Here is a 14,661-nt window from a genome sequence, read left to right as displayed (position 1 = left end):
AAATGCCTTCCAGACAAATCAGCCGCAAAGTGGCTTTTTTAATCGCTAATATCCTCTTGCAAGGTTGGCTTTTCTTATTGCTGGTAACTTTACAGCTATTTTGGCGATACGAGACTCGCTGGAGTTCGGTGCTGAGAAGTGATAGCTTGCTCATCACCATCGGACTCCTGGGGGTCTTTTGCGCTATTTTGGGGGTATTCATGGTCAGGGAAATCATTCGTATGGCTGATGTGGAAGAAGAAGCTAGGCTGCAGGCTCTGCAACTGGAAGAGGCCAAAGAGTTTAATGCTACTTTAAGTGCTTATCGTCACGATTTCCTCAATCACCTCCAGGTCATCGGGGGCTTGATTCAACTGGGCAAGCCTCAGGATGCATACGAATACCTGGCGGAAATCACTGCCCAGCTAATCGGGGCCAACAAAAACCGGCTGGTCAGTCAACCGGAAGTGGAAGCTCTTTTATGGAAGAAGAAGGCCCTGGCCGAGGAAAAAGGGATACGTTTACAGTTCAATATCCGCTCCAATCTGGGTCAGGCGGAAATCAGCGGTCTGGATCTGGCCCGCATCCTGGGCAATCTGCTGGATAATGCCATTTATGCTGTCAAGGATTTGTTGCCCCGGGACCGGATAGTTACTGTAAGCATCGAGGAACTGGAAGAAGGCTTTCGCCTGGCGGTACATAACTGGGGGCCCCCTATCCCCGTCAAACTGCAAAGACTAATCTTTGAGCGGGGTTTCACTACCAAAGGGGCTGAAGGCAATGGTCTGGGACTGGATATAGTAGCCACTCTGGTTCAGAAGAATCGCGGAAAAATCAACCTGGTCAGCACCGAAGCGGAGGGAACCACTTTTACTGTCTGGTTGCCCCGCCGGGACGGGAATCTGGCGGTTACCATTTGGGCTGGACCGGGCTTATGGCTCTAGCGCCTGATGCAAATCCGGCGCTTATTTTTTTATTGACTTTTTCTCCATTACCATGATAGTATATTAGTAAATCATCACTTTAACTAACTAAAGAGGAGAAGGGCTATGTTCAGTAAAAATAACGATTTCTTAACCATTGCCCTGCCCAAGGGGGCTTTGTTTGCGGAGGCGGTGGAGTTGCTGGGCCGCTGTGGCTTAAATACAGACCAGTTGCTGGGGGACAGCCGCAAGCTCTTTTTTACTGATGCGGAACAGGAAGTTAATTACCTCATTTGCCGGCCCACGGATATTCCTACCTTTGTGGAATACGGAGCAGCGGATCTGGGGATAGTGGGGAAAGATACCATTGCCGAACAGGGCAAGGATGTTTATGAGTTGCTGGATTTGAAATTCGGTTTTTGCCGTTTTGTGGTAGCGGCTCCTAAGGCGCTCACTCCCATAACCGATTGGTCGCAATGGGCGGCAGCCCGGGTAGCCACCAAGTTTCCCCGGGTGGCGGAACAGTTTTTCCAGAGCAAAGGTTTGCAGATGGAAATTATCAAGCTGCATGGCAATATCGAGCTGGCTCCCCTGGTGGGGCTGGCGGACTTGATTGTGGATCTGGTTTCTACCGGTCGTACTTTGCGGGAAAACAATCTGGCGGAAGTGGAGGAGATTTTTCCGGTTACCGCTCGCCTGATTGCCAACCGGGTCAATCTGCGCATCAAGGATAGGCGGATCGGGCCGTTACTGGAAAAGCTGAAATTCCATACCAGCCAGCGGCACAGTGATTGTTGAGGAGGGACGAAGATGGTGTTCAGGATTTTGCAAGCCGGTTCGGTAGAGGCAGAACGGCTGTTAATGAAGGAATATGGCGATCTGGCCTGTTATGAACAGGCAGTCAGGGAGATACTGGCGGAAGTCAAATGTCGCGGAGATGAGGCGGTACTGGCCTACACGGCCCGCTTTGACGGGGTAGAGCTAACAGCAGCCACCATGCGCGTATCCGAGGCAGAGGTAGCTGAGGCTTATACCCGGGTGGATGAGGAGTTTCTGGCGGCCCTGCGCCTGGCCCGGGATAATATTAGTGCCTTTCACCAGAAACAGCTGCCCAAATCCTGGGCAGAACCAGACCAAAAGGGGAATGTGCTGGGCCAGCTGGTAAGGCCCCTGGAGCGGGTAGGAATTTATGTCCCGGGGGGGACTGCCGATTATCCCTCCTCAGTGCTAATGAATGCCATTCCTGCCCGGGTAGCAGGGGTAAAGGAGATTGTTATGGTGGCTCCACCCAGGCGGGATGGACGTTTGAGTCCCTATACCCTGGTGGCGGCCCGGGAGGCAGGAGTGACGGAAATCTATAAAATCGGGGGAGCGCAGGCTATCGCTGCCCTGGCCTTTGGCACCGAAACCATCCGGAAGGTGGACCTGATTACCGGTCCGGGCAATATCTATGTTACCCTGGCCAAGAAGGAAGTCTATGGCCGGGTCAATATCGACATGCTGGCCGGGCCCAGTGAAATCCTGATTATCGCTGATGAGACTGCCAATCCTCGTTATCTGGCAGCTGACCTTCTATCCCAGGCTGAACATGATGTGCTGGCTTCCTCAGTGTTGCTCACCCCCAGCCGGGAGCTGGCAGAAGCGGTAGCTGGGGAAGTGGAAAAACAGCTGCAGGCCCTGGAGAGACGGGAAATAGCGGCTAAAAGTCTGGTGTCTTACGGTGGGGCAATTATCACTGCTGATCTGGAGGAAGCGGTAGCACTGGCTAACCGCTATGCTCCTGAACACCTGGAATTGCAAGTGCAGGACCCCTGGCAATGGCTGGGCCTTATTCAGCATGCCGGTGCCATTTTTCTCGGACCCTATACACCGGAACCGGTAGGGGACTATCTGGCCGGGCCCAACCATGTGCTGCCGACTGGTGGTACCGCCCGTTTCTATTCCGCCCTTAATGTGGAGACATTTATGAAGAAAACCAGCCTCCTTTCCTATACCGCCCGGGGTTTGAAAGCAGAAGGAGAGGCCATTGTCAAACTGGCTAATACAGAAGGATTGACCGCCCATGCCAGGGCAGTAGCGGTACGCCTGGAAGACCTGACAGAGGAGGGAGAGCAGTGATTGAGGCGCGCGCCTGGCTACAGGCCCTTAAACCTTATGATCCCCACGAATTACCCTGGCGGGTGAAACTGGATGCCAATGAAAACCCCCATCCGTTTCCGGCACCGGTGCTGGCCGAAATGCTGGCGACTTTGTCGACCGGTCTGTTTCAGCGCTATCCTGACGCTACTGCCAGTCAGCTGCGGGTTGAGCTGGCGGCCTACTGTGGGGTAGAAGCTGACCAGATTCTGCTGGGCAATGGCTCGGATGAAATCCTGCATCTGGTCTGCCAGGCTTATGTTGGACCCGGGCGCCAGGCGGTTTATGGTGGACCCAGTTTTGCCATGTATGCCATCAATACTCTGGCTACTGGTGGTACCCCGGTTGAAGTGCCGCTGGATGAGGAATTCAACCTGGAACTGGCGCCTTTACTGGAACAGGCACAGCAGCCAGCTACCGGGGCAGTCTTTATCTGTACCCCTAATAACCCTACCGGCAACCTGGTGGAAAGAGATGAGATCATTCAGGTGCTGGAAAGGACCGAGGCCCTGGTGGTAGTGGATGAGGCCTACTACGAATTCTGCGGGCAAACGGTAGTGGATTTGCTGCCCCGTTACCCCCAGCTCCTGATTCTCCGTACCTTTTCCAAAGCCTTTGGCCTGGCGGGACTGAGGGTGGGCTATGCCCTGGGTAACCGGGAGCTAATCAGGGAACTGCATAAAGTGCGCCAGCCCTATAATCTCAATGCCTTTAGCCAGCTGGCAGCATTGACGGCATTACGCCACCGGGAGCTGTTTGTCCAGCAAATAGAGACTATCTTAAAGGATAAAGAGGAACTGAGCCGGGAGCTGGCAGAGATAGCGGGGGTGAAAAAAGTTTGGCCCAGTGCCGCCAATTTCCTGCTGGTGGAATTTGACCGGCCAGCGCAAGCAGTAGCTGCTGCTTTGGCTGAACGGGGGATACTGGTGCGTTTTCTGGGCCATCCCCGTTTGACTAATTGTCTGCGAATTACTGTGGGTACAATGGAGGAAAACCGCCTGCTGATGGCGAATGTAAAAGAGGTGCTGGCAAAATGAACCGAACCATAGCGGTGGAGAGGACAACCAGGGAAACCAGGGTGAAGGTGGTACTGGAACTGGACCAGATACGTCCGCCCCGGATCGAGACCGGGATCGGGTTTTTCGATCATCTTCTGACCCAGATCGGACAGCATGGGCTCTTCGGGCTGACAGTGGAAGCCAGTGGGGACTTGCAGATTGATGCCCATCATACTGTGGAAGATGTGGGCATCACCCTGGGACAGGCCCTGGTACGCGCACTGGGGGATAAAGCGGGAATTAACCGCTTTGGGGAGGCGACAGTGCCGCTGGATGATGCCCTGGTCCAGGTAGTAGTGGACTTGAGTGGCCGGCCTTACCTCAATTTCGACCTGACCTTTCCCCGGGCCCAGGTAGGCAATTTTGACCTGGAACTGGTGGAGGAATTCTGCCGGGCCCTGGTTAACCACGGGGGCTTGAACCTGCATGTGCGCGGTCTGGCGGGGCACAATTGCCACCACCTGGCCGAGGCCTGTTTCAAGGCTCTGGGGAGGGCTCTGGGTCAGGCGACTATGGTAAATCCCCGCATTCCGGGGGTTTTGTCCAGCAAGGGTGTATTATGATGGGGGTAGGAAAATGACCGTCGGTATAATCGATTACGGTGCCGGCAATTTGCGCAGTGTGGTGCGGGCTTGTCAGGCTGCCGGATTGGAAACGAAAATTCTGGCTGAACCGGGAGAGATGGTGGCCGTCAGGGCCCTGATTTTACCCGGGGTTGGCCACTTTGGCTATGGCATGGAACGGCTCAGCGGGGGTGGCTGGGTGGAGCCCTTAAAGGAACTGGTTGCCATGGGCAAGCCGCTTTTAGGGATCTGCCTGGGTATGCAGCTTCTGTTTGAAAGCAGTGAAGAAAGCCCCGAACAGCCGGGACTAGGTTTGTTGCCCGGACGGGTGGTGCGTTTTCGGGGAGAACTGAAGGTGCCCCATATGGGCTGGAATCAGCTGGAGTTTACCGCTAACCCCTGGGGGCAACTGCTGTTTCAGGGGCTGGCGACAGGGACCTATTGTTATTTTGTCCATTCCTATTATGTGGAAGCAGCACAGGCAGAAACGGTAGCTGCCTGGTCTGAGTATGGTCGTCCTTTTGCGGCGGCGGTGGCAGCTCCCGGATTATGGGGGGTACAATTCCATCCGGAAAAGAGCAGCCGGGATGGATTGCGGATACTAAAAAATTTCGGGGAGTTGATTTACGGTGCTGATTATTCCGGCCATTGATTTGCGGGAAGGCAAGTGTGTCAGGCTAGTGGAGGGAAAGGTGGAAAATGAGACCATCTATTCCCACGATCCCGTGGCAGTTGCTCTGGGCTGGCAGGAGCTGGGGGCTAGAATGCTGCATCTGGTCGATCTGGATGGAGCTTTTACCGGCAAACCCTATAACCGGACCTGTATTGAAGCCATTGTCAGGGAAGTGAAAATCCCTGTTCAGCTGGGTGGTGGTATTCGCAGCCTGGAGACCATCGAGGAGCTGCTGAACCTGGGAGTGAATCGGGTGATCCTGGGTACGGTGGCCATTAACCAGCCTGCCCTGGTGCGGGAAGCCATCCAGCGCTTTGGGGAGGAGGCCATTGTGGTGGGGATAGATGCCAAAGATGGCCTGGTCGCCATTGAAGGCTGGGAAGCAACGGTGGAAAAAACGGTCGGTCAACTGGCCCGGGAGATGGTGGAGATCGGGGTCAAACGGGTGGTCTTTACCGATGTGCGGCGGGACGGCACTCTGAAAGGTCCTAATCTGGACAGCATTGCTGCCCTGGCCCGGGAAAGTGGACTGAGGGTGATCGCTTCCGGTGGGGTGGCCACTCTGGCAGACCTGCAGGCTCTGAAGGAACTGGAAAGTCTGGGGGTTGAAGCGGTTATCGTGGGTAAAGCCCTTTATGCGGGAACGGTCAACCTCAGTGAAGCATTGGAGGTTTGTGGCTGATGTTAGCCAAACGCATTATTCCCTGCCTGGATGTGGATGGGGGACGGGTGGTCAAGGGCACCAATTTTATCAATTTGCGGGATGCCGGTGACCCGGTGGAACTGGCCCGCTTTTATGACCAGGCCGGGGCCGATGAACTGGTTTTTCTGGACATATCTGCCTCCCATGAGGGGCGGCAAACCATGCTGGAGGTAGTGCGGCGAACGGCGGAAGAGGTGTTTATTCCCTTTACTGTCGGGGGAGGTATCCGCACCGTTGATGATATGCGCCAGATGCTGCTGGCCGGAGCGGACAAGGTTTCGGTCAATACGGCTGCCATCAAAAATCCGGCGCTGGTAGCAGAAGGAGCGCGGCAGTTTGGCAGCCAGTGCATTGTAGTGGCCATTGACGCCCGGCGTCGTCAGCATGGGGATGGCTGGGAAGTTTTTATTCATGGTGGTCGCACTCCCACCGGGCTGGATGCAGTGGCCTGGGCCCAGGAGGTAGAGCGTCTGGGGGCAGGCGAAATTTTGCTCACCAGTATGGACCGCGATGGCACCAAGGATGGCTATGACCTGGAGCTGACCCGGGCCATTGCCCGGACAGTGCGCATACCGGTGATTGCCTCCGGGGGGGCCGGGACGTTAGCACACCTTCTGGATGGGGTGACAAAAGGTGAAGCTGACGCTGTACTGGCTGCTTCCATTTTCCACTTTGGCACTTATACTATCAGGGAAGTCAAGGAATATCTGCGGCAGCAAGGGGTGAAGGTGAGGATATGAAACAAAAGGGAATCCAGGACTTGCAGTTTGGCCCCGATGGCCTGCTGCCGGCTATTGTTCAGGATGTGCATACCAGGGAAGTGCTGATGCTGGCTTATATGAACCGGCAGGCTCTGGAACGGACCCTGGCCACAGGGCGTACCTGGTTCTGGAGTCGCAGTCGCCAGCAGTTATGGAATAAAGGGGAAACCTCAGGCCACTACCAGCTGGTACGGGAAATCGCTTATGACTGTGATGCCGATGCCCTTCTTATCAAGGTGGAACAGGTGGGGGTAGCCTGTCATACCGGGGAATATTCCTGTTTTCACAATCGCCTCAGTTTTGGGGAGAGAGAAGAGCAAGAAAGCCTGGCGGGCAGTGAAATTCTGGTGGAACTCTGGCGAGTAATCAAGGAGCGGCAAGAGACCAGGCCGGAGGGCTCTTATACCGCCAAACTTTTCAATCAGGGGCTGGATAAGATCCTGAAAAAAGTGGGAGAAGAGGCGGCCGAGGTAATTATCGCTGCCAAAAACCGTCAGCCCGAGGAAGTGGCCTGGGAAGCTGCTGACCTGATTTATCACCTCTGGGTACTGCTGGCGGAACAGGGCATGGAACCGGCCCGGGTCTACCGGGAGCTGGCCAAACGGAGATGAATTTATCAGGGTGTCTATCAATAGTGTATAAATGATAGACACCCTTTTCGATTTGTCTATAATATACTGACTTAAATCTGATGGCAGGAAATAGACAAAAATTGACGAATATTTGTAATCAAAAATTTAATTGCTTATAAGCGGAGGCGAGAAGATGAAGGCCAGGTTCTGGAATTTTCGTGCTAAATTATTGTTTATGTTTGCGGCTCTGATTATCATTCCGCTGGTAGTGGCCGGGGTACATGCCCGGCAAAATGCCCAGGCGGGTATTGAAAACCAGACGCGCAAGGGGATTAACGCTCTGGTGGATTCCCTGGCCCGGGAGACCGATAACCATATCCGGGCTTCGGAGAAAATCGTGGAAACCCTGGCTGTTCTGCCGGCTTTGGAGAGCAAGGATTTTGCCGCCCAGCGAGCGATTTTTTCCCAGGTGATTAAAAATAATCCCCAGTTTATGTTTATTTATGCCGGATACCTGGATCAGCCTGGTTTGCCCAGTATCACTCCGACTACAAATCTGCCGGCAGACTATGATGCCCGGCAACGCCCCTGGTTTCAGCAAGCCATCAAGAGTGATAAAATCGAAATCACCGACGTTTACAATGATGCTTCTACAGGGTTGCCGATTGTAACTGTAGCGAAAGCCATCAAAGATAAAAACGGTAAAGCTATCGGGGTACTGGCTGCTGACATCGATCTGGGCAGCCTCAGTGACATGGTTTCCAAGATGAAACTGGGCAAGAGCGGTTATGGCTATATTGTGGACAGAAAGGGGATTGTAATTGCCCACCCGGACCGGGAACTGGTCAGAAAACAAACCAATTTGGGAGAGCAATTGCCTTTCATTAAAAAGGCTCTGGCCGGGGAAGAGGGCTTTACCACTTATACCTTCCAGGGGGTAGAAAAAGTCGCCGGTTACAAGCCCCTGCAGCGCCTGGGTTGGGGTATATTTGTACAGGAGCCGACAGCAGAGGCTTTTGTTGAGCTGGAACACCTCAATACAGCTATTCTCTGGACGACTGTTATCGCAATTCTGGTTGCGATGCTGGTGGGCACCATCTTTGCCCATGGGGTAGCCAAACAGGTGCGCCATCTGGCGGCTGTGGCTGATCAGGTCGCCAGAGGAGATCTGACGGCTGCAGTACAGGGCAAAGGATCCGATGAGCTGGGGTTACTGGCCCAGGGCTTTAACGCCATGTTGGAAAATATGCGCCAGGTTATTACTGAGGTCTTCAATACTTCCAACGCTGTGAATGGCGCCAGTCAGGAATTGACTGCCAGTGCTCAGCAGGCTGCGGTGACTACTGAGGAAATCATGAATGCCATTAATGAAACCATCCGGGTGGTGGAAGAAGGCGCCAGACTGCAGAGCAGTTCTGTACAGACCGCGGAAACAGCCATGCGGGAGTTGAGTCAGGCAATTGCCCAAATCGCCGCCGGGGCCCAGGAGCAAGCAGTGAACGTAACCAGAGGTGCAGAAATGGTTAACCGTATGGCCACAGGAATTGCTGAAATCGGAGAGCGCATGCAACTGGTGGAGGAGGCGGCTCGTCTTAACCGGGAAAAGGCGGAAGCCGGTGGCCAGGTAGTAGCGGAAACCGTTCAAGGTATGGAAGAAATTCGCCGGGTAGTATTTGCAGCAGCGGAAGATATTAAGCAGCTGGGGGCGCACTCCAAACAGATTGGGGAAATTGTCCAGGTTATCGATGATATTGCTGAACAGACTAACTTGCTGGCTCTTAATGCGGCTATTGAGGCTGCACGGGCCGGGGAACATGGCAAAGGCTTTGCGGTAGTAGCCGATGAAGTGCGCAAACTGGCAGAACGGTCCAGCCGTTCCACCCAGGAAATCCGGCAATTGATCCAGACTATCCAGAAAGCCACCGAACAGGCGGTTGCGGCGATGGCAACGGGTACCACTCAGGTAGAACAGGGAGTTAGCAAAGCCCATGCGGCCGGTTCCGCTTTACAGGAAATCGTGGAAATCGCCCGCAAGGCAGGGGACGAGCTCCAGGCCATTGCTGCTGCCATTCAAAATGTGCAGCAGCAAAGCCGGGATGTGGTGCAGGCAATTGACAATATCGCTGCTATCACTGAGGAAAATACTGCCGCTACGGAGGAAATGGCTGCTGGCAGTGACAACGTCCTGCTCACTATTGAAAATATCGCCCGGGCTACTGATGATAGCGCCAATGCGGTCAAGAATGTCAGTCACAGTACTCACGAGCTCAAGGCCATTGCCCAGCAGGTAGCAGCTGCGGCCCAAAATCTCTCCGGACTGGCGCAAAACCTGCAGCAGATGGTTAATCGTTTCAGGGTATAAAAACGAAAGGGGGTTAGCCCCTTTTTCTTTTTGTTTAAGATTGTACCCGGCGTTAGGGTTTAATTACTCCTGTGGAAATCGGCCGTAAAGCCAGGTGGAGAAAGCTCTAATTTTAAGCAGAAAACTTATAGCAGGAAACAAACAGATGTTGTAGAATATATATCAGTCTTAGTACAAGCAAAGAAAGGAAGAACAAAATGGCTGATTTGCTGGCCAACCTCAATCCTGTGCAGCGGGAAGCTGTTACCCATATCAATGGCCCCTTGCTGATTCTGGCCGGGGCCGGCAGTGGCAAAACCCGGGTCTTAACCCATCGTATCGCTTATCTGATCAGGCAGGGAGTCAAGCCCTGGCAGATTTTAGCCATCACTTTTACCAACAAAGCGGCCGGTGAGATGAAGGAAAGAGTGGAACAGCTGGTAGGGGAAGTTATCAGCAGAGACATGTGGGTTTCCACTTTCCATTCCGCCTGTCTGCGCATCCTGCGGCGGGAAATCAGCTATCTGGGCTATGATCCCAATTTTGTTATCTACGATACGGCAGACCAGCAGACAGTGCTGAAGGAATGTCTGCGGGAACTGAATCTGGACGAGAAAAAATACTCCCCTCGCCTGATGGCTGCCCTGATCAGTGATGCCAAAAACCGCCTGGAAACCCCGGCCCAAATGCGGCGCCGGGTTTATGGTGACTGGCTGGCGGAAACGGCGTCCCGGGTCTATGAGAGCTATCAGCAAAAACTGATTCGTAACCAGGCCCTGGATTTTGATGACCTGATCATGCTGACTGTGCAGCTGTTTGAGGAGTTTCCGGAAATCCTGGCCTATTATCAGCAGAAATTCCTCTATATCCTGGTGGATGAGTACCAGGATACCAACCATGCCCAGTACCGACTGGTCAATTTGCTGGCTTCGGCCCATCGCAATTTGTGTGTGGTGGGGGATGATGATCAGAGTATTTACCGTTTTCGGGGAGCGGATATTGGCAATATTCTGGATTTTGAACGGGACTATCCTGAGGCTAAAGTAATCAAACTGGAGCAGAATTATCGTTCCACCAGAACTATTCTGGCTGCGGCCAATGCGGTGGTAGCCAATAATGTGGGTCGCAAGGATAAGTCCCTCTGGACGGAAAACCCGGCAGGTGAACCAATCGTCTGTGTGCAGCTGGGGGATGAAAAGGAGGAAGCCCGCTTTATCGTGGGAGAAATCCTGCGTTTAAATAAGAATGGCCGCCCTTACAGCGATTTTGCGGTTTTATACCGCACTAACGCCCAGTCCCGGGCCATTGAAGATGAGCTGATCGGCAATGCCATCCCGTACACAATGGTCGGAGGCCTCAAGTTCTATGAACGCAAGGAAATCAAAGATGTGCTGGCCTACCTGCGGGTACTGGTCAATCCGGCTGATAGTGTCAGTCTGGAGCGCATTATCAATGTGCCCAAACGCAATATCGGGGAAGCTACGGTGAACAAAATCCGCCAGGAAGCGGCCCGGCGCAATCTCAGCCTTTACCAGGTCTTAATGGTAGTGGAGGAAATTCCAGGACTTTCTGCCCGGTCCCAGAAGGCAGTGCGGGACTTCATTAATCTAATGGAGGATTTGCGTCGGCAGGTGGAGATCGCTTCGGTTACGGAAATGCTGGATGCAGTGCTGGAGCGCACCGGCTACCAGGCAGAACTGGAAGCGGAAAAAACGGTGGAGGCCCAGACCCGCCTGGAAAACCTGCGGGAATTCCGGACGGTAACCATGGAATTTGATGCCCGCCAGGAAGAAGAAGGCCTGGAAGGTTTTCTGGCCGGGATTTCCCTCATGAGTGACCTTGATACTTTGGAAAGTGGGGAGCAGGTGACTCTGATGACTCTCCATTCCGCTAAAGGTCTGGAGTTTCCCGTGGTCTTCCTGGCCGGAATGGAAGAGGGGATTTTTCCCCACTCCCGGGCCCTGCTCAGCCTGGAAGAAGCGGAACTGGAAGAAGAGCGTCGCCTTTGCTATGTGGGCATCACCCGGGCCAAAGAGAAGCTCTATCTGACCCATTGCTGGAGCCGCAACCTCTTTGGCCGTATCAGCACTAACCCCCCTTCCCGCTTCCTGAGTGAGATTCCCGCCCATTTGCTGGAACGGGGGACAGGGGCCAGCAGAAGCGGGGTAGACCGCCTGGAGGCGGGAGCTGCCTCCACATCAGCTCAAGGGTCGACAGCAGCTGAACAGGAATGGCAGCTGGGGGACCGGGTAGTGCATAAAAAATATGGACCGGGGGCTATTGTCGGCATTAAGGGCCAGGGAGAAGATACCGAGCTTTCTATTGCTTTTCCGAACCTGGGAATCAAGGTTTTTATAGCAAAATACGCACCAATCAGAAAGGAGCAGTTGTAGAAAAATGTCCAAACCAGTGTATGTAATCGGCCACAAAAACCCTGATACTGATTCCATCTGTTCTGCCATTGCCTATGCCTATCTCAAAAACGCCCTGGGGGGCGGGGAATATCAGGCGGCACGGGCGGGTAAACTCCATCTGGAAACCCAGTTTGTGCTGGACTACTTCGGAGTGGAAGCTCCGCCTCTGCTGACTGATGTCAAAGCCCGGGTGGAGGATATGTTAAACGGGGATACACCGGTAGCAGTGCTGCCGGGCACGCCCCTGCGGGAAGTGGGCATTCTCACCCGCACCCACAACATTAAAACCATTCCCATTGTGGATGAGCAAAACCATTTTCTTGGTCTGGTCACCCTGGGGGATATTGCCCACAAATACATGCAGGAACTGGGGCTGGAAAACCTGGGTAAAATGCATGTTACTCTGGGAAATATTATCCGCACTCTCAATGGTCAACTGCTGAGCGGTCCGGCGGAAAGTACCGAACTGACCGGGAATGTGATTATCGGGGCGATGGCGGCCCAGACCATGGCAGATTACATAAGCCCGGGAGATGTGGTCATCCTGGGCAACCGGGAAGAAGCTCAACTGACGGCGCTGGCCCGGGAAGCGGCCTGCCTGATTATCACCTGTGGCTATACGGTCAGTGACCGGGTCAGGGCGGAGGCGGAAAAGCGGGGAGCAGCCCTGGTTTCCGTACCCCATGATACTTTTGCTGCTGCCCGTTTGATCAATATGAGTGCCCCGGTCAGCAGCTTGATGCGGCCTGCCAGTGACTGCATTGTATTTCAGGCTGATGACCTGGCAGATGAAGCCAAAAAGGTAATGCTGGAAACCCGTTACCGCAATTACCCGGTAGTGGATGAAAATAACCGCTTCCTCGGGGTAGTCTCCCGTTATCATTTGCTGGCCCTGTCCCGCAAGAAAGTGATTTTAGTGGACCATAATGAAAAGAGTCAGGCTGTTGATGGCCTGGAACAGGCGGAAATCCTGGAAGTCGTTGACCACCACCGGGTGGGGGATATCCAGACCGGTCAACCCATCTTTTTCCGCAATGAACCGGTGGGCTGTACTGCGACCATTGTCGCTGGCATGTACCGGGAATCAGGAGTGGAAATCCCCCGGACCATGGCGGGGTTGATGCTGGGAGCTATCCTCTCAGATACTGTGCTGTTCAAATCCCCCACCTGCACCAAACGGGATGAGGAAACCGCCCGCTGGCTGGCGGAGATTGCCGGGGTAGATATAGACCAGTTTGGCTTGGAGATGTATAAAGCCGGTACCAGCCTGGTGGGGCGAACCAATGAGGAAATCATTTATCAGGATTTCAAGGAATTCAAGATGGGTCCCCTTACCCTGGGTATCGGCCAGGTGGAAACCATGGACCTCTCTCAGCTGGCTCAGCTGAAAGCAGGACTGCTGGCGGATATGGAGGCCATTCGCAAGGAGAAAGGCCTGGATTTGGTCTTGCTGATGATTACCGATATCCTGCAAGAAGGGACCGAATTGCTGGTCACCGGCCCGGAAAGCCGGGTGGTGGAGGAAACTTTTGGCCAGCCTCTTGTCGACCAGGCCATGTATCTGCCTGGAGTTATGTCCCGCAAGAAACAGGTTGTGCCGCCATTAACGGCTCATTTGAGTAAATAAACCCTTTAAGGAGGCCAGGCCCATGGAAAGCCGCTTATGGGTGGTGATGATTTTTACCGCCCTCTTGCATCTGATTAGCACCTTAGCCTATTCCGTCCGTCTGGCGGGAGTGAAGACCAAACGGCTGGCCATCGCTTTTTCCCTCTGGAATGTGATTTTCTTGCTGGCCTCAACGGCCAATACCATCCAGGGCCCGCTCTTTGCCAGTCTGGTGGATGATGCCATTCATACCATCACTGCTGGAGTGGGCAAACTGGAACAAACCCAGCTGGAACACCTGGCCATCTATCAATCCACCCTGGCCGGACTGACAGTAAAAGTCAGGCTGGTGCTGCTGGCGGCTTTTGCAGGCACAGTGCTGGGAACCTTACTGGTTCCCAGCTTTGTCCGCATCTTCAGCCGTTTGATACTGCTTTTTGAAAAAGTGGGTTCAGTGCCCAAAATGGTAGTGTTGCTTTTACATCCAGGCAAATTACGTCAGGGTTTGAAGGAAATCAAGCCGCCTTCTTTAAGCCATATTAACAAAGTGCGCCAGGGGGAAAAATTGCCTTTGCCCGGCCAGGTCTTTTTACTGAATGTCCTGGCTACCGGCCTGGCAACTACCGGGGTACTGTCGGCCATGTTTGCCGGAGCCATGAATCCCCGCTTCAGCACGACTGCAGTGACTTTATCTGCCATTGTCAACGGTTTCGCTACCGTGTTCCTGGCCACAGCCGTTGACCCCCAGGTGGCTTCCCTCACTGACCAGGCCTTACGCGGGGTAAGGGAAGAGGAGGAAGTGGCGGTAATGGTAAAATATCTGTCATTCAGCCGTATTGCCGGTACCCTGTTTGCCCAGCTGATTACTGTACCGGCGGCCCAGGTAATTGCCTGGGCGGCCACCTTGCTGAAGGGATAAGAGGTGAGAGTAT

13 protein-coding genes are annotated in these 14,661 nt (G+C 53.9%); all 13 read left to right on the top strand.

Going from position 1 to position 14,661, the window contains the following annotated elements:
* The first annotated feature begins 2 nt into the window (after positions 1-2).
* The 13 genes from ULO1_RS08825 to ULO1_RS08765 all read left to right on the top strand — a co-directional run bounded on the left by ULO1_RS08825 (position 3) and on the right by ULO1_RS08765 (position 14,648).
* The gene (locus ULO1_RS08825; RefSeq protein WP_078665982.1) at positions 3-923 is read left to right on the top strand and encodes a sensor histidine kinase; all 921 of its coding nucleotides are present in this window, start codon (positions 3-5) and stop codon (positions 921-923) included.
* A 105-nt stretch (positions 924-1,028) separates the two neighbouring features.
* Positions 1,029-1,700: an ATP phosphoribosyltransferase gene (gene hisG / locus ULO1_RS08820; protein ID WP_079907316.1), complete on the top strand. Its 672-nt coding sequence runs from the start codon at positions 1,029-1,031 to the stop codon at positions 1,698-1,700.
* A gap of 12 nt (positions 1,701-1,712) precedes the next feature.
* The gene (gene hisD, locus ULO1_RS08815; protein WP_078665984.1) at positions 1,713-3,020 is read left to right on the top strand and encodes a histidinol dehydrogenase; all 1,308 of its coding nucleotides are present in this window, start codon (positions 1,713-1,715) and stop codon (positions 3,018-3,020) included.
* Entirely contained in the window at positions 3,017-4,075 is a 1,059-nt protein-coding gene (gene hisC, locus ULO1_RS08810; RefSeq protein ID WP_159446600.1) for a histidinol-phosphate transaminase, read from the top strand. Before hisD ends, hisC begins: the two co-directional genes overlap by 4 nt.
* Positions 4,072-4,659: an imidazoleglycerol-phosphate dehydratase HisB gene (gene hisB / locus ULO1_RS08805; protein WP_079907313.1), complete on the top strand. Its 588-nt coding sequence runs from the start codon at positions 4,072-4,074 to the stop codon at positions 4,657-4,659. The genes hisC and hisB overlap by 4 nt, the downstream gene beginning before the upstream one ends.
* A 13-nt stretch (positions 4,660-4,672) precedes the next feature.
* Positions 4,673-5,311 (top strand): imidazole glycerol phosphate synthase subunit HisH, encoded by a 639-nt coding sequence (gene hisH, locus ULO1_RS08800; protein WP_079907311.1) that lies wholly within the window; start codon positions 4,673-4,675, stop codon positions 5,309-5,311.
* A complete protein-coding gene (gene hisA / locus ULO1_RS08795) occupies positions 5,289-6,014 on the top strand; it encodes a 1-(5-phosphoribosyl)-5-[(5-phosphoribosylamino)methylideneamino]imidazole-4-carboxamide isomerase (RefSeq protein WP_078665987.1) in 726 nt (241 codons plus the stop codon). Before hisH ends, hisA begins: the two co-directional genes overlap by 23 nt.
* Positions 6,014-6,775, top strand: coding sequence for an imidazole glycerol phosphate synthase subunit HisF (gene hisF, locus ULO1_RS08790; protein WP_079907310.1), 762 nt, complete (start codon positions 6,014-6,016; stop codon positions 6,773-6,775). The genes hisA and hisF overlap by 1 nt, the downstream gene beginning before the upstream one ends.
* On the top strand, positions 6,772-7,407 hold the full coding sequence (gene hisIE / locus ULO1_RS08785) for a bifunctional phosphoribosyl-AMP cyclohydrolase/phosphoribosyl-ATP diphosphatase HisIE (protein ID WP_078665989.1): 636 nt from the start codon (positions 6,772-6,774) through the stop codon (positions 7,405-7,407). The genes hisF and hisIE overlap by 4 nt, the downstream gene beginning before the upstream one ends.
* Positions 7,408-7,561: 154 nt before the next feature.
* Complete coding sequence (locus ULO1_RS08780) at positions 7,562-9,730, top strand: methyl-accepting chemotaxis protein (RefSeq protein ID WP_078665990.1); 2,169 nt, start codon at positions 7,562-7,564, stop codon at positions 9,728-9,730.
* 197 nt (positions 9,731-9,927) lie between these two features.
* Positions 9,928-12,102: a DNA helicase PcrA gene (gene pcrA, locus ULO1_RS08775; RefSeq protein ID WP_079933407.1), complete on the top strand. Its 2,175-nt coding sequence runs from the start codon at positions 9,928-9,930 to the stop codon at positions 12,100-12,102.
* A 4-nt stretch (positions 12,103-12,106) separates the two neighbouring features.
* Positions 12,107-13,750: a putative manganese-dependent inorganic diphosphatase gene (locus ULO1_RS08770; protein ID WP_079907305.1), complete on the top strand. Its 1,644-nt coding sequence runs from the start codon at positions 12,107-12,109 to the stop codon at positions 13,748-13,750.
* Between the two features lie 22 nt (positions 13,751-13,772).
* Positions 13,773-14,648: a lipid II flippase Amj family protein gene (locus tag ULO1_RS08765; protein WP_079933406.1), complete on the top strand. Its 876-nt coding sequence runs from the start codon at positions 13,773-13,775 to the stop codon at positions 14,646-14,648.
* The last annotated feature ends 13 nt before the right edge of the window (positions 14,649-14,661 follow it).

It is taken from the genome of Carboxydocella sp. ULO1 (genome assembly GCF_002049255.1).
Taxonomy (GTDB): domain Bacteria; phylum Bacillota.
This window is presented reverse-complemented; position numbering and strand designations above follow the sequence as displayed.